We start from the raw sequence: 25,624 nt of genomic DNA, 5'->3' as shown, positions 1-25,624 counted from the left end.
CGGGGTATGGATCTTGTTGACGGGGCGTTGCTGCTGGTCGCTGGGCTGGCGGCGGGCACCGTCAATGCGGTGGCCGGGGGCGGCTCGCTGATCACGTTTCCGGCGCTGCTGGCGGTTGGGCTGCCGCCGGTGGCGGCGAACGTCACCAACTCGCTGGCGGTCGCACCAGGGTACGGGGCTGCCGTGGCGGGCAGTTGGATGGATCTGCCGCGCGGGCGGCTGCTGCTCAGTCTGGTGCCGATCACGGTGCTCGGCGCGCTGGCCGGGGCGGCACTGCTGCTTGTCACGCCGGCCCGGGCGTTCGAGGTGGTCGTACCCTTCCTGGTGCTCGGGGCGACCGCGCTGCTGGCATTTCAGGGGTCGCTGCGCCGGCTGGTCGGCCATCCGCGCGATCTGGCGCCGGGCCGGCGGGCGGTGACCGTCCAGGTGGTGGTGGGGTTGGCCGCGGTGTACGGCGGCTACTTCGGCGCGGCGCTCGGGGTGATGCTTGTCGCGAGTCTGGCGCTGGTGCTGGATGCGACGCTGGCCCGGGTGAGCGCGATCAAGAATTTGCTCTCCGCCGTGGTGGGCGTGACCACGGTTCTGGTCTTCGCGGTCGCCGGCCCGGTCAACTGGGTGGGGGTCGCGCTGGTCGCGCCCGCGACGTTGGTCGGCGGGTACGCGGGTGCCCGGTTGGTCCGCCGGCTGCCGTCGGCGGTGCTCCGGAGTGTGATCGTGGTCTTCGGCACGGTCATCGGTGGCTACCTGCTCTGGCGCTCCTTCGCCTGATCCGCGTCGTGGGGTGCTGGGCTGGTCGGCGGGTTAAGAAGGGGCCCTTTTACTACACGAGGCGTTAATGGGGGGCCCTTCCTTGCACAGCGGCGAGGTGGGCGGTGTCGTTTACGGTGCGGACGGCCAGGCCGCCGTCGGGCCAGCGGTCGAAGATCGAGATGCCGGCGGCGTCGAGGTAGAGGCGGTGCAGGAAGGCGTCGCTGGCGGCGAGCGCGTCGCGCAGCAGCAGCTTGATCGGCGAGACGTGCGAGACCAGGATGACGGTCTGACCGGGGTACGCCTCGGCGAGCCGGCCGACCACCCGGGTGCAGCGCTCGGCGACCTGGGCGAAGGATTCACCCTCGGGTGGGGCGACCCGGGTGGAGGCGAGCCAGGCGTCGAGTTCGCCGGCCCAGCGCTCGCGTACCTCGGCGAAGGTGCGCCCCTCCCAGACACCGAAGTCGCATTCGATCAGGTCGTCGTCGTGGCGTACCGGCAAGTCGCCGATGGCTTCGGCGATCGCCGCCGCGGTCGCCGTACACCTGGACAGCGGTGAGCTGACCACGGCCGCAGCGTCCGGGGCGAGCGCGGCGACCCGGGCGGCGGTGGCCCGCACCTGGGCCTGGCCCTTCTCCGAGAGCGCGATGTCGCCGCGCCCGGAGTAGCGGCCCTGCTCGGTGTACTCGGTTTCGCCGTGCCGGACCAGGATCAGCCGGGTGGCGGTGAAGCTGGGTCGCGGCTCCCAGGAGACCGGGGCGGTGGTCAGGTCGGCACCGGGCGACTCGGCCCGCTCGGTGGGCTTCGCCGCGCCGCCGCCGGCCGGCTGCGGGCCGCTGAGCGTGCGCGGTGGTTCGACCAGGCGGGGCGGGGCGACGGCGGGGGCGGGGGTGCCGCCCGCCGCGGCGGCGTCCATTGCGGCGTTGGCGAGGGCGTCGGCGTGGGTGTTGCGGTCCCGGGGGATCCACTCGAAGCGGACGGCCGCGAAGCGCCCGACCAGCCGGGCGGCCTCGGCGGCCAGCGGGCGCAGCCCCGGGTGCTTGATCTGCCAGCGACCGCACATCTGCTCGACCACGAGCTTGGAGTCCATCCGGACCTCCACCTCGTCGGCGGCCAGTTCGGCGGCGGCGGCCAGGCCGGCGATCAGTCCCCGGTACTCGGCGACGTTGTTGGTGGCGGTGCCGATGGCCTCGCTGCGCTCGGCGAGCACGGCGCCGGTCGCCTGGTCGCGGACCACGGCACCGTAGCCGGCCGGGCCCGGGTTGCCCCGGGATCCGCCGTCGGCCTCGACCAGGAGGGTACGCGGTGCCACGGGCTACAGCCCGGACTCGTTGGTGCGGACCATGATCCGGCGGCACTCCTCGCAGCGGACCACCTCGTCCGGGTCGGCCTTGCGGATCCGGGCCAGGTCGGCACCGGAGAGTTCCAGCCGGCAGCCGCCGCAGCGGCCGGCGGTGAGCAGGGCCGCGCCGAGCCCGGTGTCGGTGCGGATCCGGTCGTAGAGCTGCACCAGGTCGGCGGGAAGGTCGTTGGCGAGCGGCTGCCGGGCGGAGCGTTTGAACTCCTCCTCGCGGCCGATCTCGCCGAGGCTCTCGTCCCGGCGCTGCTCGGTGGCGGCCCGCCGGTCGCGCGCCTCGGCAAGCCGCTGTTCCACCCCGTCCAGCACCGACTGGGCGGTCTCCCGCTGCTCCATCAACTCCAGCTCGGCATCTTCCAGGTCGTTCTGCCGGCGGTTGAGCGAGACCAGCTCGTGCTGGAGGGCCTCCAGTTCGCGGGCCGGGCCGGTGCCGGCGGCCAGCCGGGCCTCGTCCTTGGCCTTGCGCGCCCGCACCTGGTCGACGTCCTTCTCCATCCGGGCGATGTCCCGGTCCAGGTCGTCGACCGCCACCTGGGCGCGGACCCGCTCGTCCTCCAGGGCGGACAACTCCCGTGCCAGAGTCTCCAGCTCGGCCCGCTCGGGCAGCGTCCGCCGGCGGTGGGCGAGCTGGGCGAGCGCGGTGTCGATCGCCTGGAGGTCGAGCAGGCGGCGCTGGACCTGGGGGTCAGCCTTCACGGTCGGGCTCCTTGTCGTCCGCTGCGGGTTCGTCCGCCGTCCGGGTACGTCCGCTGCGGGGTTCGTCCGCCGCGGAGCTCTCCGCCGCGGTTTCGGCCGGTGGGGTTGAGCTGGCGTGTACGGTCCACGGGTCGGTGTCCAGGTCGGACACCAGGGTCTGCACGCCCGGCACGGTACGCAGCACCGTGGCCAGGTCGTCCAGCCAGGGCCGCTCGGTGGCCCAGTGGGTGGCGTCTAGCAGCGCCGGCCCGTCCGTGGCGAGGTGTTCGCCGGCCGGATGGTGGCGCAGGTCTGCGGTGAGGTAGGCGTCCACCCCGGCGGCGGTCGCGTCGGCCAGGAAGCTGTCTCCCGCGCCGCCGCAGACCGCAAGGGTACGCACGGCCCGGTTCGGGTCCCCGGCGGCGCGTACGCCGACGGCGGTGGCCGGCAGCACGGCGGCGGCGTGCCGGGCCAGTTCGGCCAGGGTCATCGGCTGCGGCAGCCGGCCGATCCGGCCGGCGCCGCGCCCCTCACCGGCGGCGGGCGTGCCGGGGCGGGCGGGTTGCAGCGGGCGCAGGTCGACCAGCCCGAGCCGGGTGGCGAGCGCGTCGGAAACCCCGGGCACGGCCACGTCGGCGTTGGTGTGCGCGACGTACAACGCCACGTCGGCCTTGATCAGCTGGTGGATGATCCGGCCCTTGTACGTGGTGGGCGCCACCGAGGAGACGCCGCGGAGCAGCAGCGGGTGATGCGCGATGATCATGTCGACGCCAGCGTCGAGCGCCTCCGCGACCGTCTCGGGGACCACGTCGACGACGCAGAGGATCCGGCGTACGGGGGCACACGGCTCGCCGAGCACCAGCCCGACCCGATCCCACTCCTCGGCCCAGGCCGGCGGATAGTGCCGCTCCAGCTCGGCCACGACCTCGGCGACCGTCGGCGCGGCTGCGGTTGTGCTCACGGCGGGCCAGCTTACCGGCGTCGGCGGCGTCGCGGGCGGTCACCTGGCCGACCCCGGAACACCTCGGTCCCGGACACCCAGCTGGGGTGCCCGGAGCCGAGGCGTTCGGTCGAGATGTTAGGAGGGGGCCCCTTTACTACCTGAGGCGTTAACAAGGGGCCCTTCCTTACACCCGGGGCGCAGGGCGGTGAGGGCGAGGGCCCAGGGGAAGGCGTGCTGGTGGCGTTCGCCGGTGCCGGGTGGGTGCAGCGGTACGACGTGGTCGCCGAAGAGCACGTGCACGCCCCATTCGGTGAGGCGGGCGAGGCCGGCCTGGAAGGCGGGGTGGGCGGCCATCGCCACGTTCGTGTACGGCACGGCGACCAGTGGTACGCCCCGGCCCTGCGCCTCGACCAGCAGTCCGAGGGCGAGGGTGTCGGTGATGCCGGCCGCCCACTTGTTTACCGTGTTGACCGTCGCCGGGCAGACGATCATCGCGTCGGCCGGCGGCAGCACGTCCGGATCGCCGGGGTTCTTGTAGTGCGTACGCACCGGGTGGCCGGTCTGCCGCGCCACCGCGGTCCGGTCGACGAACTTGGCACCGTCGGGCGTGGTGACCACGCAGACGTCCCAGCCGTCCTGCTGGGCCAGCTCGACGAGCCGACCCACGTCTCGGGCCAGCGGCGAGCCGCAGGCGATGAGGTAGAGCACCTCGCGGTGCCCGTCGTGGCGGTGCGAACCGGTCATCAGACCGGCCCCGTGGTCATACTCCTACTCCCATGTGCTCAGCCAACTCTGCGATCAGGGAAGGCGGCGCACCACGTGTGCGACGTAGCACGTCCGACATCACCACGTGGGCGATCGGCCGGCAGCGGATCTCGGAGGGGGCCAGCCGGTCGCCACGCAGCAGCATCTCGCCGGCGTGGGCCACGTCGCCGATCTGGGCGTAGCCCCGGGCCAGGTCGAGCAGGTGGTGCGCCCGCCGCTCGGGCAGCAGCGCGTCGAACTGCGCCGGCAGGATCCGCTGGTGCACCTCGATCGCCCGCCCGCCGTCGCCAAGTTCGACGGCGGCTGCCGCGCGGTGCAGTTGGACGTTTGTGGGACCGAAGGAGGTCCAGTAGTGGTTCTGGTCGGTGACGAGCACCCGGGCCGCCTCCTGGGCCTCGTCGAGCAGGTCGTCCACTGTGGAGGCATCGCCGATGCGGGCAGCGGCCATGGCGCCCTGCAACAGCAGCATCCCGTAGACGGAGAGGCGCTCCGGATCGTTGGCGTTGTCACCACCGGGGGCTAGCTGGTTGGCGATGTTGACGTTCAGCTCCAGCGCCGGACGGGCGCGGCCCATCGCCACCAGGGCGTTGCAGACCCGGGTGGTGGCGACCCCGGCGAGCAGCTGGTCGTTGGCGCGCTGGGCGACCGCGATGGAGCGGTCGGCGGCGAGCCAGGCCAGCTCGCACTCGCCGAGCTTGCGGAGCACCGAGGAGGCGATCTGGTAGACCTGCCCGAGCAGGTGGGCGGCGTGCCGCGCCTGGTCACCGCTGCCGTAGGCGGCGTCGGCCGCCTGGGCGTCACGCAACAGCTTGGGCAGCGCCCGGGTGAGCATCCCGTAGCGGCCGTACTGATAGGTCAGCCAGGCGTGGGTGACCGCCTTGCCGGTGTCGGCCAGCGGCGGCGGGCACGGCGCGGTGCTGAAGTACGCGCTCACCGAGTCGTACGTCTCCAGGGCCGACCGGATCTCCTCGACCTCGAACTGGTCGATGCAGTTCAGCGTGTCGGTGCGCCGCTCCGGGTCCTTGCCGAGCAGCAGTTGCACGTCCAGTTGAAGGATGTCGGCGATCTCGTAGAGCACGGAGAACTTGTCCAGCCGACGAACGCCCCGCTCGATTTTGTCGACCCAGCTTTTCGACTTGCCCAACCGGTCGGCGAAGACCTGTTGCGACATTCGTCGCCGGCCCCGCCAGTAGGCCACCCGCCGCCCGATGGGCAGTTCGTCCATCTGTTCAGTCCTCCCCTGTCGACGCTCCGGCCAGGTACCACCGGCCGTTCCGCGGGCGCGCCGATCCGTCCGTATCTCATGTTTCCGCTGGTCGCACAGGTTGTGCGTCAGCCGTACGGCTGACCCTCATACCTTTCGTGCAAGTTGCATCAGTCACTTTGCTCAGTTGAACGATCGCGAACCGAGGCAGTGACGGTGTTCTACATGTGAGCCGCACCGGGCGGTCCGGCGAGGGGAGATGGCGCCAATGTGGGGGAACGTCGGGCCGCGTGTGGCACCGCTGTCGCCGCTGGAACGGGTGCGGCTGCGCCGCGTCGCGGTGCGGTACGCGATGCACGGCTGGGAGGTGACCCCGGGTGCCTGCCTGGCGCGCAGCCGGTTCGTCTGCGGCCGGGCCGGTTGCCCGACGATCGGCTGCCATCCCGCGCTGGAGGACTGGGAGCAGGCCGCCAGCTCCGACCCGGCCCGGGTGGCCACCTGGTGGCGGTCGCGCCCGCACGGCGTACTGCTGCCCACCGGCCGCGCCTTCGACGTGCTGGAGATACCCGCCCACCTGGGCGAGCGGATGTTGGAAGCGGTGCGGGCCCATCCCGTCGGCCCGGGCGTACGCGGACCGGTCCTGGTCACGCCGACGGCGCGCTGGATGTTCCTGGTCCGCCCCGGCGACCCGCTGCGCCCCGAGTTGGAACACTGCCTACAGGTGGTGCGGCACGGGCCCGGTTCGTGGATTCCCGCCCCGCCCACCCGGCTGCCCGAGGGGCCGGTCCGCTGGGCGGTCGCGCCGGAGCAGGCCCGCTGGCAACTGCCGGACTCCTATCTGGTGCAGACCACCCTGATCGACGCGCTGCGCGACGCAGGTATCGCGCTTACCGCCGCGCTGGTGCCGGGTCACCTGCCGCTGCCCCGCCGGGCCAGGTGACCCGGGGCCGGCGTCGGCGACCGGGCCGAGGCGGCGCGGGCGACCGACGCCGGGGGAAGGTGGTCGCTCGGGGCAGCGACGCCCGGCGGCGGGTGCTCGTTGAGCACCACGACGGCGTGCCTGCGCCGGGAGCGGGGGGCCAGATGGCCACGGACGACACCATGCACCAGCCTGGCGGTGCCGAACCGCCCCGGCGGTACCGGCCGAGCCGGCGGTGGGCCGCCACCCGGCCACCCGGCGCCCGCCCCGGACGGTCCCGGCCGCCGGGCACCCGACCGGCGGGCACCCACCGCCCCGCCCGTTGAGCCTGAGCCGACCGCTGGTCCTTGGGCCGGTAAGCGCCGGCTGATCGCCCGCCGCCGACGAAGCGGACCCGGCGGCATCTCCGGACGAATCAGGTACGGACCGGGCGAACGGGACACTCGTCCGCGGCCACCGGTGTCCGGCGGAGATCCACTGCCCTGCTGCGGCAAGTACCAGCAGGAAGAGCGCGTTAGCCAGGACCCAGCGGGTATTCCGCCGCACCGTTGCTGAACGCGTGAGGGGAAGGCACATGCTCAGCAAAGAGGATCAGCGCAGATTCGAACAGATCACCCGTCACCTGCGGGAGAGTGATCCGGCGTTCTTCGCCCGGCTCGACAACCGGGCCCGGTTCCGGCGTGGCCGATGGCTGTTGCTGCTGACCATCGTGCTGTGGGCGTCGCTGCCGGCGACCACCGTGATGTTCGGCCGGTCGGCCGGGGCGGCCTGCGCCGTGGTGCTGCTGGCCAACGCGATGCTGATGTGGCGGTTCCGGCAACGCTGGCTGTAACCGCCGGTCACTCGCCGAGTTGCCCGTACGCCCGCCGTAGCCGCTCCACCAGGCCCGGCCCACCGATCGCCGGTGCCGGCGCACCGAGCTGCCGGAGTAGCAGGTCGGGCCGGCTGGCCAGCGTGGGTGGTCGGTCCGGCAGCGGCACCGGCGGCAGCCAGAACCGGTCGACCGTACCGGCGATCGGTACGGCCGGCAGGTCGGCGAGGGCCCGGACCGCGCCGACCGGCGCCACCTGCGGCCCGGCCGGACCGTCGACGGTGGGCCCGCCCGGGGCAGGATCGCCGGGTGCGGCGGAGTCGCCGCCACGTTGCGGGCCGACCACCCGGGCACCGGCCGACGACGGCCCGGGTGATGCGGTGCCGCGGAGCTGGCGGAGCCGTTCGAGCAGCTCGGCCCGGTTCCGTCCGCGCCAGTGCAGCAGGGCGAACGGGTCCGCGTCGAACGCCTCGGCCAGCAGGTAGAAGGTGGCCGCGAGGTGTTTGCAGGGCACCGCGAAATCCGGGCACGAACAGCTCTGCGCCAGCTCCGCCACGGTGGCCGGGAAGAGCGGCGCCCCGGCGGCGGCGAACAGCTCCTCCAACTCGGCCGGCAGGTCACCGGCGAGCAGCCGGGCGCTGAAGAACGCCTGGGCGGCCAGCTGCCCTTCGAGCCGGTGCCACAGCCGGGCCGGGAAGGGGCGCAGTCCGATCTGGACCCGGTACGGCTGGGTCCGCGAACCCTGCACCAGCGCACTCACCTTGCCGGGCGCGATGTCGAGGCTCAGCACCTGGCCGGCGCGGGCGTACGAGCGGCCCCGGGTCAGCCGGGTGCCGAGCGCGAACGATTCCAGCACCTCCAGGAAGCGACGCGACCACCAGGAGACCCCGATCGTGCCCCGGGTGCTGCGGGCCCGCAGCCCGCCGTCGACCCGACGCGGCGGGCCGTAGTCGGCGTACTGCCCCCAGTCGCTCACTCGGCCACCGCCCCGGCCTCCAGGGTGAACAGCTCACGCAGCTGGTCGGTGGAGAGTTCGGTGACCCACTGCTCGCCGGTGCCGACCACCGAGGCGGCCAGGCCGCGCTTCTCGGCGATCATGGCGGCGATCTTCTCCTCCACCGTGCCGGCGCAGACGAACTTGCGGACCTGCACCCGGCGACGCTGCCCGATCCGGAACGCCCGGTCGGTGGCCTGATCCTCCACCGCCGGATTCCACCACCTGTCGACGTGCACCACGTGGTTGGCGGCGGTCAGGGTCAGCCCGGTGCCGCCGGCCTTGAGGGAGAGCACGAAGAGGGCCGGACCGCCGTCGGACTGGAACCGGGCGACCAACTCGTCGCGGTCGGCCTTGCCGACCCCACCGTGCAGGAACAACACCTCCCGGCCGAAACGGGCCGCCAGGTGCCCGCGCAGCATCCCGCCGAACTCCGCGTACTGGGTGAAGAGCAGCGCCTTCTCCCCCGCCGCCAGGACCTCGTCGAGGATCTCCTCCAACCGGGCCAGTTTGCCGGAGCGCCCGGCCAGCGGGGAGTCGTCGCGCAGCAGCTGCGCGGGATGGTTGCAGACCTGCTTGAGTCGGGTCATGGTGGCCAGCACCAGGCCGCGCCGCTCGATGCCCTCGCTGGACTCGATCCGGGCCAGCATGTCGTCGACCACCGCCCGGTAGAGCGCCGCCTGCTCGGCGGTGAGGTTGCAGAAGACCTCCATCTCCAGCTTCTCCGGCAGATCGGAGATGATCGACGAGTCGGTCTTGAGCCGGCGCAGCACGAACGGGCCGGTGATCCGGCGCAACCGTTGCGCGGCCTCGGCGTCGGCGTGCCGCTCGATCGGTTCGGCGAAGCGCTTGCGGAAGGTCGCCGCCGGGCCGAGCAGCCCCGGGTTGACGAACTGCATGATGGACCAGAGGTCGGCCAACCGGTTCTCCACAGGCGTACCGGTCACCGCGATCCGGTGCCGGGCCGGCAGCGCCCGGACCGCCTCGGCCTGCCGGGTGGCGGCGTTCTTGATGGCCTGCGCCTCGTCCAGCACCACCCGGTACCAGTCGATGCCGGCCAGCACCACCGCGTCCCGGGCGGCCACGCTGTAGGTGGTGAGGACCAGGTCCGCGCCGTGCACGGCGGTGGCGAAGTCCTCGCCGCGGGCCCGCTGGGCGCCATGGTGCACGTGTACGCGCAGCTCCGGGGTGAACCGGGCGGCCTCCCGCTGCCAGTTGCCGACCAGCGACATCGGGCAGACCAGCAGGGTCGGCCCGGCCTGCGGCGGGTCGGCGGCGAGCAGGGCCAGCAGCTGCACCGTCTTGCCGAGCCCCATGTCGTCGGCGAGCACCCCGCCCAGTCCGAGGGACTGGAGGAACGCCAACCAGGCCAGCCCCCGTCGCTGGTACGGCCGCAGCGTGCCCTGAAAGGACGGCGGCTCGGTCAACGGGGCGAGCCGGCGCTCGACGGCGCCCGCGAGCAGATCGCCCAGCGCGCCGTCGGCGGTCACCTCCAGCACCGGCAGGGCGTCCGGCTGCTCGCCGTCGGCGAGGCCCAGCCGCAGCAGGTCGGCGACGGTCAGCTCGCCGGTGGAGCGCAGCAGGCGCAACCCAGCGGCGAGCCGCTTCGGGTCCAGCTCGACCCAGCGACCGCGCAGCCGCACCAGCGGGGTCTTCAACTCCACCAGCCGGCCCAGCTCGTCCTCCGTGAGCGCCTGCTCCCCGAGCGCCACCTCCCAGCGGTAGTCGACCAGGGCGTCCAGGCCGACCCGGTCACCGGAGCCGGTCACGGTGCCGGGCGCGGACCGGGAACTGGCCCGCAACCGCGCGCCGAGCCGCGCCGAGGGGCGTTGCCACCAGGACGGCAGCAGCACGGTGAAACCGGCCGCATGCAGCATCGGCGCGCCCTCGCGCAGGAACCGGTGGGCGCCCTCGGTGTCCAGCTCCAGCGCCTCAGGCGTGGCGGTACGCAGCGCCGTGTCCAGCTCGGGCCAGAGCCGGCTGGCCCGGCCCAGCTCGGCCAGGAGCGTCTCCTGTGGACTGTCCCCGACCACCGGCAGCCCCGCCCCGCGCCACACCTGACCGGCGTCGACGTGCAGGCCCGGCTCGTCGGCCGCGCGGAGCCCGAACTCCACCCGCCAGGCGTCCCCGGTCGCCACGGCGGCGTCGGGATCCACCGGCACCACGGTCAGCGGTTCGTCGACCTCCTCGGCCACCGGCTCGACCAGCCGGAAACTAGCCCGTACCGACCCGCCGGCGGCGTCGCGCTGCCAGGTGTCCAGTTCGTGCCGCAAGGTCTCCAGCGCCGCCGGGTCGGCGGTGAACTCGCGACCGGGTCCGGTCAGCGCGCCCAGCCAGGGCACCACCGCGCCGTTGGTGCGTACCCCTCGGGCCAGGGCGGCCGCCGGCAGGGCGGCCCGCACCGCCGCGTCGGTGAGCGCGTCGAGCGCATCGGCTACCAGCAGCCCCGGCGCGTCGACGACCGGCCGGGACGGTTCCCGGTGGCCCTGGCTGTTGCGGCGCGGCCGGGCGGACTCCGGTGCACCCTCGGCGGCCGACGTCCCGGACAGCTCCGCCTCGACCACCGCGCGGGTGGCCGGCGGCAGGGCCAGCGCCAGCGCCCGCGCCCAGGTGGCGTCGGTCCCGGTGAGCAGCGGCCGCCACACCGCGCGGGCGGGCACGCCCGTCTCGCCGGTCCGGCGGGCCGCCCCGGCCGAGGCAGCGTGGCGTGCCGGGCCGGCTCCGGCGTCGTGGCGCCGCCGCTTCCCCGCCGCTGCGCCGACGGCCTGGCCGGCGCGGTCGTGGTGCGCCGGGTCGGCCAGGCCGGGCAGGACCCGGCCGCGGCTGGCCAGGTCGGCGGCGAAGGCGCTCAGCTCGGCCAGGTGCCGCAGGCTGGCGCCGGCTGCGGCGGCCAGCCCGTCGAGGGCGCCGAGCAGCGACAACGCGGCGTCCGGGGCGTACGCCAGGACGGGCACCCGCCAGCCGGCCAGGGTGACCGCACCACGGGCCGGCGGCACGTCGGAGGTCCGGACCAGCTCCGGCGAGTCCAGCGGGGCGCCGGCGCGGGTGGGCAGGCTGAGCAGCGCGGTGCCCAGGTCCGTCGGTTCGGCGGCCTCGGCCAGCACGGCGACCAGCGTGGTCTGCTCGGCGGCGAACGGGTGTGGCCGTTCCCGGGGTGCCCGGCCGGGCCGGCGCACCACCTCCGTCGGCCGGGTGCTGTCCTCGGCCCAGACGGCCAGCCCTCGCCCGGCCAGCCACACCCCGTGCACGACGAGCACACACTCTCCCTGTCAGAAGGAAGGGCCCCTTGTTAACGCCTGCGGTAGAGGAGGGGCCCCCTATTAACACTCGGGTCAGGATAGGCGGCTCGTACCGGCTAGGGTCGGCGCCATGTACGACGTGTTGGTGCTCGGCGGCCTCGGGGTGGACGTGCGGGTACGCGTACCCGGCTTGCCGCTACCGGTGGTCGACTCCGTCACCGTCGAGCCGATCGACCTGCGGATCGGCAACACCGGCGCCGGTGTGGTGCTCGCCGCGCACGCGCTGGGGCTGCGGGTCGCGGTGGTCGACGCGATCGGCGCGGACCCGGCCGGTGACGTGGTCCGGGCCGCGCTGAGCCGCACCGGTGTCCGCGCCGTGCTGGCCGAGGAGCCCGCCGGCACCCGCCGCTCGGTGAACCTGGTCGATCCGGACGGCCGCCGGATGGCGCTGTACGACCCCCGGTCGGCGGGCGGGCCCGCGCCGTTCCCGGTCACCCAACTGGCGGCGCTGGCCCACGACTCGGCCCATGTCCACCTGTCGATCATGGCCTGGGTCCGGGATCTGCTGCCCGCCCTCGGCGAGGTGCTGGGCGAGGGAGTGGGCACCTCCACCGACCTGCACGACTGGGACGGCGAGAACCCGTACCATCGCCCCTTCGCCGAACTCGCCGAGCTGGTACTGGTCAGCGGCGCCGCGCTTGGCGACCGGGCGGGCGCAGTGGCCGCCGCGCTGGCGCCGCGGCCGGTGCTTGTGACCCGCGGCGCCGAGGGTGCGGACCTGCATCTGGGTGGCAGGGTCGGCCGGGTGCCGGCGGCCACGCCGCCCGGCCCGGTGGTCGACACCAACGGGGCCGGGGACGCGTTCGCCGCCGGGATCCTCGCGGCCCGGTTGCGCGGCGCGACGTGGCAGGAGGCCGCCGGGTACGCCGCCCGGGTCGCCGCTGCGGCCTGCACCCACGACGGCATGGAGTACCCGCCGGGGCTGCTGCCGACGGCCTGACGGCGCTGGTGCCCCCGCGCGCCCCGCGCCGCCGGCAAGGTGCCGCCGAACGTGTTCTGGCCGGTACCAGCGTCGACTCCGGCCTGGTCGCGGCCAGCCCGCCCGCTCGCTCTGCCGCCCGGCGTCGGTCAGAGGGCGCCGGTGGACCCGTCGGTGAGTTCGCGCAGGATGTCGGCGTGCCCGACGTGCCGGGCGGTCTCCTCGACCAGGTGCACCAGGATCCAGCGCAGCGACACCTCGCCGAGCTGCGGATGCGGCACCACGTGGTCGAGGTCGAAGCGCGCGGCCACCTCCCGGGATCGGGCACAGGCCCGTTCGTAGCCGGCTATCAGGCTCGCCACGGTGTCGCCCTCGGCCAGGGTGAAGCTGGCCAGCGCCGCCTCCTCGGTGGTGGGGAACGTCTCGCCCGGTGCCGGGTCGAGCAGGATGTGGAACCAGTTGCGCTCGATCTCGGTGAGGTGTTTGACCAGCCCGGCGAGGGTGGTGGCGGACGGCACCAGCCGGCGGGTCGCGTCGGCGTCGGAGACGCCGCGCAGCTTGCGCAGCAGCACCGCCCGGTGGAAGTCGAGGAAGGATTCGAGGACCGCCCGTTCGTCGGCCGCCCGGTTGACCACCGGCCCGAGCGTCGGATCAATCGCAATCTCCGCCATGCCGAGAGGCTAGTCAGGTTCGGCCCGCCCGGCCGCCCCGTGTGGCGCGACGGCGGGTGTGCCGGCTATCCGCTGCGGGCGCGACGGCCGGTGTGCCGGCTATCCGCTGCGGGCGCGACGGCGGGTGTGCCGGCTATCCGCTGCGGGCGCGACGGCCGGTGTGCCGGCTATCCGCTGCGGGCGCGACGGCGGGCGGGCAGGATGGGCGCATGGCAGGAACGGTTGAGATCCCTCTGGTGGGTGGTTCGGCGGACGGGCAGCGGGTCACCGTCGAGTTGGACCCGAACGGCCGGCCCCCGCTGACCCACCACCACCTGGGTCCGGCCGGCCTGGCCGAGGCGGACATCTACGAGTTGGAGTCGATCGACGGCGGCGCCCAGCAGTGGTGCTACCGCTGGCGGGGACCGGCCGTCTGAGCCCTGCCGGGGCAGCAGTCGGAAGGTCAGGCCCCTACCTCGGCGAGGGAGCGGCTGCGCAGGCTCTCCAGCACCGCCGCGGTCACCCGCGAGGTGCCCCGGGCCTCCTCGCAGACCTGCGCCACCCGCCGCGCGGTGTGCTCGGCCCGCTGGTCGCGCTCGTCCCACAGCTGGTCCACCTCGGCCAGTAGCGGGCCCTCCACCTCCCGCTCCACGCCGCGCAGCGCCGGTACCCCCAACCGCTGGGCCAGGTCGAAGACCTTGCCCGCGTACGGGAGGGGCAGGAACGGCGTACCCATCATCGCGGCGAAGATCAGGAAGTGCAGCCGCATGCCGACCGCCAGGTCGAAGTGGCGCATCAGCCCCAGCACCTGCTCCGGCGAGTAGGTGCCGTGCAGGATCCGCCCCCGCTCCGCCGCGATCATGTGCGACAGTACGCCGTGCGAGTGCCGGATGTCGTCGCGCTCCATCGGCACGAACAGCACGTGCGCGTCGATCCGGTGCACCAGGAAGTCGCCGATCTGGGCCAGCAGGCGGTGGTAGCCGTCCACGTCGAGCCGTTCGGCGGCCCGCCCCGGCTCCCGCACGCTCATCCCCACCAGCCGCTTGCCGTCCGGCACCCCCTCCTCACGCAGCAGACTCGCCGGGAACTCCGCCGGTTGCAGCAGGAACGCCGGGTCGGCGGTGACGGTGATCGGGTTGAGCAGCCCCGCCTCCTCCAGCACCATCCGTGACTCCTGGTCACGTACGGTGACCTGGGTGGCCCCGGCGAGGGTCTCGCGGACCATGCCGGTGTCCACCATCTCGCTGAGCGGTCCGACGCCTACGGCGTAGGTCAGCAGGGGCAGGCCGCGCTCCTGCGCGACCCGGACGACCCGCAGGTAGCGGCGGGCCTCCTTGTCGTAGAGGATGCCGCCACCGCCGAGGATGAGCAGATCCAACTGGGACAGTACGAGGGCCGAGTCGCTGCGGCTGACCCCCTCCCACGGCACCGCCTCCACATCCGGGTGGGCCTGCCGGGTGTGCTCGGGATTGCGCGAGAAGACGATGATCCGGCCGTTTGGCTCCTGCCGTCGCAGATCGGTCAGTAGACCGGTGAGGATCGCCTCGTCGCCGAGATTGCGCCCGCCGTACGAGCCGAGCACGCCGATGGTCAGTGCGGCACGCGTCATCCGTCGCTCCTCCCCAGGTGCGTCCGCTCCGACGTTTCCCGCTGCGGCCGGGAACACTCCTCCGCCCGGCCACAGCGGGAAACCGGGTTGCCGTGCTCGGGTTGGTCCCGGCACGGTGAACGGTGTGCAGGTGGCTACGAAGATTCGACTCCGCTGGGAGCAACTGCCCCGCGATGTCCGCTCCGCCGTCGAGGAGATCCTCGGTGACCGGGTGGTGACGGCCGTGTCGCAGCCCGGCGGCTATTCACCGGGCACCGCGGACCGGGTCCGCACGGCCGGTGGCCGGCGGGCCTTCGTCAAGGCGGTCAGCCCGGCACAGAACCCGGACAGCCCGGCGATGCACCGCGCCGAGGCGCGGATCACCGCCGCACTGCCGGCGTACGCGCCGACGCCCCGGCTGCTCGGCTGCCACGACGACGGTTACTGGGTGGCCCTCGTGTTCACCGATGTCGACGGGCGGCACCCGGCGACCCCGTGGCGGGCCGACGAGCTGACCGCCGCGCTGGCGGCATTGGAGTCGATGGCCACCGCGCTGACCCCGACGCCGGTGCCGGAGGTTCCGACCATCGCCGAGCACCTGGCGAAGGACTTCGCCGGCTGGCGCCTGATCGCCGAGGACCCGCCGCAGGACCTGGACCCGTGGGCCCGGGCGCACCTGGACGACCTCCTCGCGGCGACCGAGCACGGCCTGGCCACGCTGGTCGGCGACACCCTCTGCCACGTCGACGTACGCGCCGACAACCTGTTGGTCGACGCGGCGGGCCGGGTCTGCGTGGTCGACTGGCCGTGGGCGTCACGTGGCCCCGCCTGGCTGGATACCGCGATGTTGCTGCTTAACGTACGCCTGCACGGTGGCCACGACACCGAGGCCATGCTGCGCCGGCTGCCGGTCATCGCGGACGCCGACCCGGACGCGGTGACCGGCCTCTATGCCGGCCTGGCCGGCTTCTTCACCGACCGGGCCCGCCGGCCGCCACCGCCGGGCATCCCGACCCTCCGGGCCTTCCAACGGGCCCAGTCCGAGGCCACGCTCGGCTGGCTGGCCGAGCGGCTGGCGGCCTGACCACCCACGCCCGGTCTCGCAGCGCCCAGCACATGACCGGCGCGCTCACCGTCCCACGTCGCCGGAGCCGCCCGGTCAGCCGGTGCGGGGCGCGGTGGCGAGCCGCGACACCAGGGCCTCGACCACCCGGTCGGTGTCGAAGCCGGCATCGATCGAGGCGGTGAGCAGGTCGAGCAGCAGACCGTCGATCGCGTAGTGCAGCAGGGCCACCTCGAACGCGCCGCCGGGCAGTCCGGCGGCGGTGTGGAAGGCGACGTCGTCTCGGTAGCCGCGGCGCAGCGTGTCGCCCAGGATCCGGGCCAGGCCGGGCCGACGGGCGGCCTCCAGGCGTAACTCGATCAGGGCACGGGTCAGGTCGGGATGGCGGGTGGTCCGCTCGACGATGTAGCGGACGTAGTCGGTGAAGAGGTCCAGGGACGGCTCCCGGCCGGCCAGCCGGGCGAGCACCGCCTCGTCCGGGGCGAACCGCTCGAAGATCCGCTCGGCGAGCGCGCCGAGCAGGTCGTCGCGGGAGCGGAAGTAGTTGGAGGCGGTGCCGAGGGGTAGCCCCGCCTCGGCGTCGACCGCCCGGTGGGTGAGGCCGCGCGCGCCGGCGGCGGCGAGCACCCGCAGCCCGGCGTCCGCCAGGGCCGCCCGGCGTTGCGGGTTGCGTGCCACGGAAAAGACCCTAGCACCAACCACAACAGGTGTCGTACATTGGCAACCACGACATCCGTAGTGATTGGGGTATCCTTTTGCGCAAGCTCGTCTACTTCGTCGCCAGCAGCATCGACGGCTTCATCGCCGCGCCCGACGGCTCCTACGACTTTTTCGACCCCACCCCGGACACCCAGCGCCACCTCGTCACGCACTGGCCGCAGACCCTCCCGAGCTTCGCCCACGAACAACTCGGCATCGACCGCCCGCAGGGCCGCTTCGACGCGGTCGTGATGGGACGCGGCACCTACGAGCCGGCGCTGCGGCTCGGGGTCACCAGCCCGTACGCGCATCTCAAGCAGTACGTCTTCAGCCGCTCGCTGCCCCCGTCCCGGGATCGCGGCCCGGAGATCGTCTCGGGCGACCCGGTCGCCTTCGTCCGCGAGCTGAAGCGCCAGCCCGGCCGCGACATCTGGCTCTGCGGCGGCGGTCAGCTCGCCGGGCAGTTGCTGCCCGAGGTGGACGAGCTGCTGGTAAAGGTCAACCCGGTCGTGGTCGGCAGCGGGGTGCCGCTCGCCACCCGCGACTTCGACCCACGGAGGTTCACCCTGCTGGACACCACCGCGATCGGTCCCGGCGGCGTGGTCCTGCTGCACTACGCCAGCGGCGCCCCGACCGGTCAGGGCGCCTGAGGCCCGAGGCCCGGGACGAAGGGCTGGGCGAAGCTCAGACCGGCGGGGTGGCCGGGTGGGTGAGGAACGGCAGCACCACCGCCGGCAGGGCCGGCGAGTCGACGATGTCGTAGTGGGTCAGGCCGGGCAGCACCGCCAGCCGGGCGGCGGGGCGGTCCCGGCCGTCCCAGCCGACGTCCCGGTGCCCGCCGCCGAGCAGGCCGAAGCACTCCACCATGTGCGTCGTACGCACCGAGTCGGCGTCGGCGTAGACAAGCATTGTGGGCGTGGTCACCGCGGCCACCTCCGCCGACCAGTCGTACTCGCGGCGCAGCAGTTCGCCGGTCTTGGCCCAGAGCCTCGGCCAGTCCTGCGGACGCGGCGCGAGGCGCTGGTAGAGCTGGTGCGGCGGGGTGCCCCGCATCCGCTCGCCGGCCGCCTCGTCCGGCTCGGGCATCCCGGCGAGCACCTCGGGATACCAGCCCTGCCGCCGGCACGGCGCGGAGACCACCACCAGCCTGCGGAGCAGTTCCCGGTGCTGGATCGCCAGCCGCAGCGCCACCCCACCGCCGAGCGAGAAGCCCAGCACGTCGGCCGGGGCCAGGCCGAGCTTGACCATCAGCGCGGCCACGTCGTCGGCCATCGACTCGTAGCGCAACGGCCGGTCGATGTCGGCGGTGCGTCCGTGGCCCTGGAGGTCGACCCCGATCAGCCGCCGCCGCTCGGTGAAGGCTGGCCGGATCGCGGCGAACGTCTCCACCGCGCCGAAGCCACCGTGCAGCAGCACCAGCGGCCGGCCGCGCCCCTGCTCCTCGTACCAGAACCGAACGCCGTTGACCTCCACGTAGCCCATCCGGCCCCCGTCCGTTCGTGTCAGCACCGACATCCCACCGCCGCACGCTAGGCGACACGGCGACTCCGAGGCGTTACTTTTCGGCCAGGAATCCGCCAGGCCCCGTCCGCACGCCCACCCCGCACGTACTCCCCCGTGTCGTAACCGCGCCGCCCGGCGCGAGACCCAGAAGGGGCGTACCGATGAAAAGAGGTTCCCACCGTAGGTGGCTGGCGGCTGGCGTACTCGCGGCGGGGTTGGCCGCCACCGTCGCCGTCACCAGTCTCGCCGCCGCCGAGTCACCGCCCGGTGCGCCACCGGCCGCCGGCACGTCGCCGAGCGACAGCACGGCGCGCACACTGGCCGGGCCGCCGCCGGCGACCGGGCAGCAGTCGGTGACCGAGACGATCCGGGTCGATGGCACCTTCGACGGCGGTAACCGGCGCTTCGTCGGCAGCGGCAACCTCGGCGACGGCGGTCAGGACGAGAGCCAGGATCCGCTGTTCCGGCTGGCTGACGGGGCGGTGCTGGAGAACGTGATCCTCGGCGCGCCGGCCGCCGACGGGGTGCACTGCGCGGGCAGCTGCACGCTGCGCAACGTCCACTGGGAGGACGTCGGCGAGGACGCCGCCACCTTCCGGGGCAACAACGCGGTGGTGTTGATCGAGGGCGGCAGCGCGGCTAAGGCCGCGGACAAGATCTTCCAGGACAACCGGGGTGCCGGCGGATCGGTCACCATCACCGACTTCCAGGTCGACGACGACTTCGGCAAGCTCTACCGTTCCTGCGGCAACTGCCGTACCCAGGCCGCGCGCACCGTCACCCTGCGGAACATCACCGTCACCGGCACCGGCGACGTGCTGGTCGGCGTCAACGCCAACCTCGGCGACCGGGCCATCATCGAGGGCGTGACCTTCATCGGCGGCGGGCGTGCGGATCTCTGCGACCTCTTCGAGGGCAACAACACCGGTGCCGAGCCCCGCAAGATCGGTTCGGGACCGGACGGGCGGACGTGCATCGTCGCCGGCTGACCCCGGCTCTCTTGCCCTCCGCGCCGGCTGGCGCGAAGTCAGGCGGCGGGTGCAATCGTGGCGTCGATGAGATGGGGCCCGGGTTCCGCAAGCGCCCGGGAGAACTGCTCCGCGAGTTGCTCGGCGGTGCTTGCCCGGCTGGCGGGAACACCGAATGCCTCCGCGAGTCTCACGAAGTCGATCGCTGGGTTGGATATGTCGAGTAGTGGATTGCTGTCCGGCGACGCGGCGCCCGGAGGTCGACTGCTGAAGTACTGCCACTCCTGGCGCAGGATGGCGTAGGCGTGATTGCTGAGGATGATGGTTGTGACGTCCAACTGTTCGCGGGCCTGCGTCCAGAGGGCGGTGATGGTGTACATGGCGCAACCGTCGGCCTCCAAAGCCACGACCGGCCGGTCGGGTGCGGCGACGGCGGCGCCGACGGCCAACGGCATGCCGTCGCCCATCGCGCCGCCGGTCTGCATCAGGACGTCATGTCGGGCAGAACCTGCGGTGGCGGCTGCTAGGGCAGTGCCTGAGCTGACCGTCTCGTCAATGACGATCGCCTGGTCGGGTAGCAACGCCGCCACGACGTCGCACCAGTTCTGCAGGGTGAGCGGTCCGCTGGGCATCGATTGTCGATGAGGCTCCGTAACCCGGGGGCTCGTCTCGGGTGCCACCAGATCGGCAAGACGAACGAGCGCGGCGACGGCGTCCTGGCCGACCTCGGCGAGAGTGTGGGTTTGGGCGTCCTGCGGGACGAGGCAACTCGGGTGGTCGGGGTAGGCGAAGAAGGAGACGGGCGCTTTCGCGCCAGCAATGATCACATGGCGTACCCCGGCCAACTGTTTGAGGACCTGATCCGGGTAGAAACCGAGTCGGGGAAAGGCGGGCAGGCCCGCGCCGCGCTCGACTCTGTTGGAGTAGAGCTCCTGAAGGACGCGTACGCCACTCGCGACCGCGATGCGGCTGGCCGCGCAGAGGCCCACCGCCCGCAGCGCCGGCCCGCCGATAATCAGCGCGGTCGGCTCGCCGCCGCGGATCACGTCGGCGATCCGGGCGATCACGTCCTCGGTGACGGTCGGCGCCGGACGAGGCATGGCGGGCACGCCGAGCGTCCCCCCGTCGCTCCATGAGACATCGGCCGGCATGATCACTGTGGCGACCTGCCCGGGCGCTTGCACGGCCGCCTGCAGCGTCGCGGCTGCGTCGGTCCCGGCGCCGGCGGCGTTCTCCGGTCGGCGGACCGAGCCGCGCAGCCACCCCGCCAGCGCAGCGATGTCGGAGTTCAATGGCGGATCGAAGGTGTTGTGGTACGTGGCGTGGTCTCCGACGACGTTCACCACCGGGGAGTTGGCGCGGCGGCTGTTGTGCAGGTTCGTCAGGCCGTACGCGAGGCCCGGTCCGAGATGCAGCAGCGTGGCCGCCGGCTTGCCGGCGATGCGCGCGTAACCATCCGCAGCGCCAGTGGCCACCCCCTCAAAAAGGGTGAGCACCCCGCGCAGTTCCGGAACCGCATCGAGGGCACCGACCAGGTGCAGTTCGGTGGTGCCGGGATTGGTGAAGAGAACTTCCACGCCACCGTCTGCCAGCGTTCGAAGCAGTGATTCAGCCCCGTTCACCTGCGCCACCTCCATCAGACGCACGATCTGCCAACGTCTTGCGTGGACCACACTAACTTTCGCAATAGGTGCGAAATGCCAGTTTTGGTCAGGTTGCAGCCGGGAACACGTTGCAGTCGAGAAGATGAGGAGCTGTGCAATGAAGCCGATGACGGCCGGCTCTGGTAACCGCCGTTGCTGGCACGGCCCGGAGAACTGATCTCCGGGCCGTTGTTGGTCCTGGTGGGCGCGGCAGGTTTCGAACCTGCGACCCCTCGCTTGTAAGGCGAGTGCTCTCCCACTGAGCTACGCGCCCAGAAACGCCATTCGGCGGACCGGCGGTTGGCAGCTTACCCTGCCGCCCACCGGCCCGGCCGGACGCCTCACACCGGCCCTGCCGGACGCCGCACACCGAGGGGTCGGACGCCGCATGCCGGTCGGTGCCGGATCAGGCGCCGGCCTCCGCCAGCGCCTTGCGCCAGCCCTGCTGGTCGCGGGGCTCACCCGGCATGTTCATCTCGGCGAAGCGGACGATGCCGGCCTTGTCGATGACGAAGGTGCCCCGGTTGGCGATGCCGGCCACGTCATTGAAGACCCCGTACGCCTGGGCGACGGCACCGTGCGGCCAGAAGTCGGCGAGCAGCGGGAACTGGTAGCCCTCCCGGTCCGCCCAGATCTTGTGGGCGTAGACCGAGTCGACGCTTACGGTGAGTACCTGGACGTCGTCGTTGACGTACTCGTCGAGGTTGTCCCGCACCTCGCACAGCTCGCCCTGGCAGACGCCGGTGAAGGCCAGCGGGTAGAAGACCAGCAGGACCGTACGCCGGCCACGGAAGTCGGCGAGCCGGACCTCCTGGTTGTTCTGGTCCTTCAGCACGAAGTCCGGCGCTTCGGCGCCAACCTCGATCGGCATGTGCAACTCCTCGGTATCGAGACGGGACGGCTCAGCCTGTCACACCGGGCAGGCGGGTCACTTCCTACCCTTGGCACCTCGGCGCAGCACCAGACGGGCGCCGCTCCAGTCCTTGCCGGCGTTTACCGTCGAGGTCTGCTGAAGGCCGGCGGTGGGAGCGGACTCGGCGATCTCGCTCGGCTCGACGTGGCCCTCGCGGCCGGCCTTGGGCGTCAGCAACCACACGACCCCGTTGTCCGCCAGCGGGGCGAGGGTCTCGACGAGTAGCTCGAAGAGGTCACCGTCGCCGTCCCGATACCACACCAGAACCGCGTCGACCACCTCGTCGGTGTCCTCGTCGACGAGCTCCCCACAACGGTCGGTCAGGGCGTCCCGGAGATCCTGGTCGACGTCGTCGTCGTAGCCGATCTCCATGACGACCATCCCCGGCTCGATGCCGAACCGGTCCGCCAGGCTGCGTACCCCGTCGGCAGCCTGACCAGCGGTCGCGCTCACTGTCGCGTGCCTCCTCATCTCGGGCGAGTTCACCGGCGCCACTCGACGCCCTCAGGCAAAGTCCACACAGTCGCGGCCTCCTGCGCAAGTGGCGCACCGGGTGGAACGAAATTTACCGCGCCAGCAGCGTACGGGCACCCTGGGTGATGGCCTCCTCCGAGACCAGGACCTGACGGGCAGCCGGACCTAATGGTACAAAAGAGTCAACTGCGGCCACTCGACGTGCGGCACCGACATAACCGGCGTCGACCAGGGCGGCGAGCACGCCCTCACCCACCCCGCCGGAGCGCCGCGTCTCGTCCACCACCAGCACCCGGCCGGTCGCGGTGGCCTCCCGAATGAGATCCGCCACCGGCAGTGGCGCGAGCCACCGCAGGTCCACCACCCGGCACCCGATGCCCTCGTCGGCAAGCGTCGACGCGGCCCGCAGCGACATCCGTACGCCGTTACCGAAGGTCACGATGGTGACGTCCTCGGCCGAGCCCACGCCGTACACCCGGGCCCGGCCGACGGGGGCGTGCCGGCTCGCCCAGGCACCCGGTTCGAGATAGCCGGCCAGCCACTCACCGTCACCGTCGGTGTAGAGGTCGCGGGTGTGGTAGAGCGCGATCGGTTCGACGAACACGCAGACGCTGCCGTCCACCGCCGCGCTCGCCAGGCAGGTCCGCAGCATCGCCGCCGCGTCGTCCGGCCGGGCCGGCACGGCGATCACCAGGCCGGGCACGTCCCGCAGTACGGCCACCGAATTGTCGTTGTGGAAGTGCCCGCCGAAGCCCTCCTGGTACGCCAGGCCCGCCACCCGGACCACCATCGGGTTGCGCAACGTGCCCTGGGAGAAGAAGCCGATGCTCGCCGCCTCGCCGCGCAACTGGTCCTCGGCACCGTGCAGGTAGGCCAGGTACTGGATCTCCGGCACCGGCAGCATGCCGGCCAGCCCCGCGCCGAGCGCGAGCCCGAGGACCGAGGTCTCGTCGAGCAGCGTGTCGAAGACCCGGGCCGCGCCGAACCGATCGCGCAGACCCCTGGTCACCCCGTACGCCCCGCCCCGGGCGGCGACGTCGGAGCCGAAGACCGCCATCTGCGGCTGGTCGAGCAGCCCGTCGGTGAGCGCGGCGTTGATGCTCTGCGCGAGGGTGAGCGGGCCGGCCAACTCGGGCGGCTTGCCACCGAACGCCTCGGCCCGGGCCGCCGCACCCGCACCCGCCGCCCGGATGCCGGCGTCCGCCACCGCCCGGGCCACCCGGGCCGGCCGGCGCGGCGCCAGCGGGGCGACCACCTCGGCCGGGCTGCTCAGCTTCGGCTCATCGAGCACCTGCTCGGCGATCCGGCGGATCTGCCAGCCGATCTCGTCGTACCGGTCCAGCAGTTCCGCGCCACCGGCCAGGCCCGCCTCCACCAGCCGGCGCGCGGTGGCGACCACCGGATCGGCGGCCAGGTCGGCGGCAATCTCCTCGGCGCTGCGGTACGTGCTCTCGGCGTCCGCGCCGGCCTGGCCCATCAGCCGGACCGTGCTCAGGTGCAGCACCGCCGGGCGTCGGTGCCGGCGGACCCAGGCGACCGCCTCAGCCGCCGACCGGTACGCCTCGACCAGGTCGGCACCGTCGGCGGCGAAGTACCGGATGCCCGGCTTCGACCGCAGCGCGGTCGTCACCCAGCCCTGCGGCGACCGGACGCTGTCGCCCAGCCCGTTGTCCTCGCAGACGAAGAGCACCGGGATCCGCAGACCGGTGTGGTCGTACCAGCCGGCGGTGTTGAAGGCGGCGGTGGCGCTGGCATGGTTGATCGAGGCGTCGCCGAACGAGCAGACCACTATCGCGTCGGGCGCCCAGGGTGTCGGCACGGCCGGTTCGGGCCGGATCGGCACGCCACGGGCGTCGAGTCGGCGCAACCGTTCCACCGCCAGCCCCATCCCGACCGCCCGGGGCAGGTGCGAGGCGACGGTCGAGGTGGTCGGCAGCACGGCGAGATCGGCCCGGCCGAAGACCTTCTGCCGGCCACCGGCAATGGGCTCCTCTGCGGAGGCGACCATCCCGCGCAACACGTCCCGCGCGGCCTCGGCGTACGCCGGCGCCACCGGCCGCCGCACCGAGGCCATCCGCGCCCCGGCACCGGCCGCGCCACCGCCCCCGGCCTGATCGCCGGGACCCGACTGGTCGCCGGGACCCGACTGGTGATCGGCGGGACCGGACTGGTGATCGGCGGGACCGGACTGGTGATCGGCGGGAGCGGACTGGTGATCGGCGGGAGCGGACTGATCGGCGGCTTCGGTCTGGTCGGCGCGTCCGGGCGCGGTCTCGGTCACCGGCGCGGCGACCGCCGACGGCGCGGGGTCGACCGCCAGGGCCGGGGCCGCTGCGGGGGCCGAGGGAGCCGGCGGTACGGGGGCGGCCGGCTCGCCGTCCGCGCTCGCGGCGGCCCCGCCTTCCGGGCCCTGCGGTCCGTCGGCGTCGAAGCGCAGCCCGGCGGCCTGGGCGGCCCGGACGCAGTAGAACGCGCCGGAGCGGTAGTGCAGCAACGCGGGGTCGGTGGAGCGCAGGGCCGCCGCGAGCGCGGCGTTGCCCTCGTGCCCCGCAGAGCCGATTGTGTAGTAGCCCTCGCCGAAGCTGCGCAGCCAGCATCCGGCCAGGTCGAGCTGCCGGCTGGTGACCTGGGCGTCGAATAGGTCCAACAGTTGGGCACCGGTCAGCGCGGCACCCTCGGCCACCGGCTGCGTCGGGTCGGCGCGGTGCCGCGGCTCGGGCAGCGCGGCCAGCGACTCCCGGAACCGGTCATCGAGATCCTGCGGCGTGGTCACGTCGACAGCATTACCGACCGGAGCACACCTCGCCCACCGGAGCACCCTGGCGGCGCGGGCCGGTGGGTCCCTGTTCGACATAGGGCTGCCAGCCGACGCCAACCTCTTGATCGACACGGGTGTCGGGCGGGGTGGGTGTCAGGCGGGGAGGAACGAGAAGCGGACCTGGCGGGTGGTGTTGTCGCCGTTCGGGTCGACCAGGCAGATCGACTGCCAGGTGCCCAGGGCCAGGTGACCGTCGAGCACCGGCAGGGTCGCGTACGGGGCGACGAAGGCGGGCAGCACGTGATCACGGCCGTGCCCCGGTGAGCCGTGCCGGTGCCGCCACCGGTCGTCGGTGGGCAGCAGGTCGTCCAGGGCGGTGAGCAGGTCGTCGTCCGAGCCGGCGCCGGTTTCGATGATGGCCACCCCGGCGGTGGCGTGCGGCACGAAAACGTGCAGCAGCCCGTCGCCCTGCCCCGAGACGAACCGCTCCGCCTCTCGCGTGATGTCCCGGACCGTCGGCCGGGACCCGGTCCCGATGTTGATCACGTCACTGCGCATGCCCCGATTCTTCCGCAGGACCGTGCTGTCGAAACGCGGCTCGAGGGGCGTCCGGCGCGAGATCCACAGGATAGTTACTGGTCGGTACGTGTGTTGAGCGTCGCCCTTGGGTCGGGTGGACGTGACGGCGAGTGCCATGACGGGGCAGGATGGCGCTAGAGACCTATCCCACAC

At 73.1% G+C, this 25,624-nt stretch carries 23 protein-coding genes, 1 tRNA gene and 1 pseudogene; 8 read left to right on the top strand and 17 right to left on the bottom strand.

What is annotated here, in order from left to right:
• The first annotated feature begins 6 nt into the window (after positions 1-6).
• Positions 7-768, top strand: coding sequence for a sulfite exporter TauE/SafE family protein (locus tag AC507J_RS21795; protein ID WP_496291028.1), 762 nt, complete (start codon positions 7-9; stop codon positions 766-768).
• Positions 769-832: 64 nt separating this feature from the next.
• Here AC507J_RS21795 and AC507J_RS21790 read toward each other — a convergent pair whose 3' ends face one another.
• The 5 genes from AC507J_RS21790 to AC507J_RS21770 form a co-directional block, all read right to left on the bottom strand.
• The gene (locus tag AC507J_RS21790; RefSeq protein ID WP_496291023.1) at positions 833-2,059 is read right to left on the bottom strand and encodes a bifunctional RNase H/acid phosphatase; all 1,227 of its coding nucleotides are present in this window, start codon (positions 2,057-2,059) and stop codon (positions 833-835) included.
• A gap of 3 nt (positions 2,060-2,062) precedes the next feature.
• Entirely contained in the window at positions 2,063-2,800 is a 738-nt protein-coding gene (locus tag AC507J_RS21785) for a zinc ribbon domain-containing protein (RefSeq protein WP_496291022.1), read from the bottom strand.
• Complete coding sequence (locus tag AC507J_RS21780) at positions 2,790-3,740, bottom strand: Nif3-like dinuclear metal center hexameric protein (RefSeq protein WP_496291021.1); 951 nt, start codon at positions 3,738-3,740, stop codon at positions 2,790-2,792. Before AC507J_RS21780 ends, AC507J_RS21785 begins: the two co-directional genes overlap by 11 nt.
• 117 nt (positions 3,741-3,857) lie before the next feature.
• A complete protein-coding gene (locus AC507J_RS21775; RefSeq protein ID WP_496291020.1) occupies positions 3,858-4,466 on the bottom strand; it encodes a flavoprotein in 609 nt (202 codons plus the stop codon).
• A gap of 16 nt (positions 4,467-4,482) precedes the next feature.
• Positions 4,483-5,712, bottom strand: a complete 1,230-nt coding sequence (locus AC507J_RS21770) for a helix-turn-helix domain-containing protein (protein WP_496291019.1) — start codon at positions 5,710-5,712, stop codon at positions 4,483-4,485.
• A 247-nt stretch (positions 5,713-5,959) separates the two neighbouring features.
• Here AC507J_RS21770 and AC507J_RS21765 point away from each other — a divergent pair, with 247 nt between their 5' ends.
• The gene (locus tag AC507J_RS21765) at positions 5,960-6,631 is read left to right on the top strand and encodes a bifunctional DNA primase/polymerase (RefSeq protein WP_496291018.1); all 672 of its coding nucleotides are present in this window, start codon (positions 5,960-5,962) and stop codon (positions 6,629-6,631) included.
• A 553-nt stretch (positions 6,632-7,184) separates the two neighbouring features.
• The gene (locus AC507J_RS21760; protein ID WP_341717056.1) at positions 7,185-7,442 is read left to right on the top strand and encodes a DUF3040 domain-containing protein; all 258 of its coding nucleotides are present in this window, start codon (positions 7,185-7,187) and stop codon (positions 7,440-7,442) included.
• 7 nt (positions 7,443-7,449) lie between these two features.
• On the opposite strand, the gene AC507J_RS21755 is transcribed toward AC507J_RS21760, so the two are convergent.
• Complete coding sequence (locus tag AC507J_RS21755) at positions 7,450-8,397, bottom strand: SWIM zinc finger family protein (RefSeq protein ID WP_496291017.1); 948 nt, start codon at positions 8,395-8,397, stop codon at positions 7,450-7,452.
• Positions 8,394-11,672, bottom strand: coding sequence for an SNF2-related protein (locus AC507J_RS21750; RefSeq protein WP_496291016.1), 3,279 nt, complete (start codon positions 11,670-11,672; stop codon positions 8,394-8,396). Before AC507J_RS21750 ends, AC507J_RS21755 begins: the two co-directional genes overlap by 4 nt.
• Positions 11,673-11,784: 112 nt before the next feature.
• Between AC507J_RS21750 and AC507J_RS21745 the strand changes: the two genes are divergently transcribed.
• Entirely contained in the window at positions 11,785-12,654 is an 870-nt protein-coding gene (locus tag AC507J_RS21745; protein WP_496291015.1) for a carbohydrate kinase family protein, read from the top strand.
• A gap of 128 nt (positions 12,655-12,782) precedes the next feature.
• On the opposite strand, the gene AC507J_RS21740 is transcribed toward AC507J_RS21745, so the two are convergent.
• Positions 12,783-13,304, bottom strand: a complete 522-nt coding sequence (locus AC507J_RS21740) for a DinB family protein (protein WP_496291014.1) — start codon at positions 13,302-13,304, stop codon at positions 12,783-12,785.
• A 209-nt stretch (positions 13,305-13,513) separates the two neighbouring features.
• Here AC507J_RS21740 and AC507J_RS21735 point away from each other — a divergent pair, with 209 nt between their 5' ends.
• A complete protein-coding gene (locus AC507J_RS21735) occupies positions 13,514-13,720 on the top strand; it encodes a DUF8847 domain-containing protein (protein WP_496291013.1) in 207 nt (68 codons plus the stop codon).
• 26 nt (positions 13,721-13,746) lie between these two features.
• On the opposite strand, the gene AC507J_RS21730 is transcribed toward AC507J_RS21735, so the two are convergent.
• On the bottom strand, positions 13,747-14,892 hold the full coding sequence (locus tag AC507J_RS21730; RefSeq protein WP_496291012.1) for a polysaccharide pyruvyl transferase family protein: 1,146 nt from the start codon (positions 14,890-14,892) through the stop codon (positions 13,747-13,749).
• A 124-nt stretch (positions 14,893-15,016) separates the two neighbouring features.
• Here AC507J_RS21730 and AC507J_RS21725 point away from each other — a divergent pair, with 124 nt between their 5' ends.
• Entirely contained in the window at positions 15,017-15,955 is a 939-nt protein-coding gene (locus AC507J_RS21725; RefSeq protein WP_496291011.1) for a phosphotransferase, read from the top strand.
• A 75-nt stretch (positions 15,956-16,030) separates the two neighbouring features.
• Here the strand turns inward: AC507J_RS21725 and AC507J_RS21720 are convergent, their stop codons facing one another.
• Positions 16,031-16,612: a TetR/AcrR family transcriptional regulator gene (locus AC507J_RS21720; protein WP_496291010.1), complete on the bottom strand. Its 582-nt coding sequence runs from the start codon at positions 16,610-16,612 to the stop codon at positions 16,031-16,033.
• 77 nt (positions 16,613-16,689) lie between these two features.
• On the opposite strand from AC507J_RS21720, the gene AC507J_RS21715 reads away from it, so the two are divergent.
• Entirely contained in the window at positions 16,690-17,283 is a 594-nt protein-coding gene (locus AC507J_RS21715; RefSeq protein WP_496291009.1) for a dihydrofolate reductase family protein, read from the top strand.
• 34 nt (positions 17,284-17,317) lie between these two features.
• On the opposite strand, the gene AC507J_RS21710 is transcribed toward AC507J_RS21715, so the two are convergent.
• Positions 17,318-18,115 carry an alpha/beta fold hydrolase gene (locus tag AC507J_RS21710; protein ID WP_496291027.1) on the bottom strand — a complete coding sequence of 266 codons (798 nt, stop codon included), beginning with the start codon at positions 18,113-18,115 and terminating at the stop codon, positions 17,318-17,320.
• A 182-nt stretch (positions 18,116-18,297) separates the two neighbouring features.
• Between AC507J_RS21710 and AC507J_RS21705 the strand changes: the two genes are divergently transcribed.
• A complete protein-coding gene (locus AC507J_RS21705; RefSeq protein ID WP_496291008.1) occupies positions 18,298-19,125 on the top strand; it encodes a pectate lyase in 828 nt (275 codons plus the stop codon).
• A 38-nt stretch (positions 19,126-19,163) separates the two neighbouring features.
• On the opposite strand, the gene AC507J_RS21700 is transcribed toward AC507J_RS21705, so the two are convergent.
• From AC507J_RS21700 to AC507J_RS21675, 6 genes and pseudogenes are all read right to left on the bottom strand, one after another.
• The gene (locus tag AC507J_RS21700; RefSeq protein WP_496291007.1) at positions 19,164-20,741 is read right to left on the bottom strand and encodes an acetolactate synthase large subunit; all 1,578 of its coding nucleotides are present in this window, start codon (positions 20,739-20,741) and stop codon (positions 19,164-19,166) included.
• 205 nt (positions 20,742-20,946) lie between these two features.
• Positions 20,947-21,021 (bottom strand) — tRNA-Val (locus AC507J_RS21695).
• A gap of 132 nt (positions 21,022-21,153) precedes the next feature.
• Positions 21,154-21,618, bottom strand: coding sequence for a peroxiredoxin (locus tag AC507J_RS21690; protein ID WP_496291006.1), 465 nt, complete (start codon positions 21,616-21,618; stop codon positions 21,154-21,156).
• A 57-nt stretch (positions 21,619-21,675) separates the two neighbouring features.
• A complete protein-coding gene (locus AC507J_RS21685; protein WP_341717066.1) occupies positions 21,676-22,113 on the bottom strand; it encodes a DUF3052 domain-containing protein in 438 nt (145 codons plus the stop codon).
• A gap of 112 nt (positions 22,114-22,225) precedes the next feature.
• Positions 22,226-24,664 (bottom strand): annotated as a pseudogene (locus AC507J_RS21680) (transketolase C-terminal domain-containing protein); the annotation flags it as partial.
• 381 nt (positions 24,665-25,045) lie between these two features.
• Positions 25,046-25,450 (bottom strand): YjbQ family protein, encoded by a 405-nt coding sequence (locus AC507J_RS21675; protein WP_496291005.1) that lies wholly within the window; start codon positions 25,448-25,450, stop codon positions 25,046-25,048.
• Positions 25,451-25,624 lie beyond the last annotated feature (174 nt).

This window comes from Micromonospora sp. PRAS1 (assembly GCF_059553435.1).
Note: the sequence above shows the minus strand (reverse complement) of the source record. Positions and strands in the feature narration are given on the sequence as shown.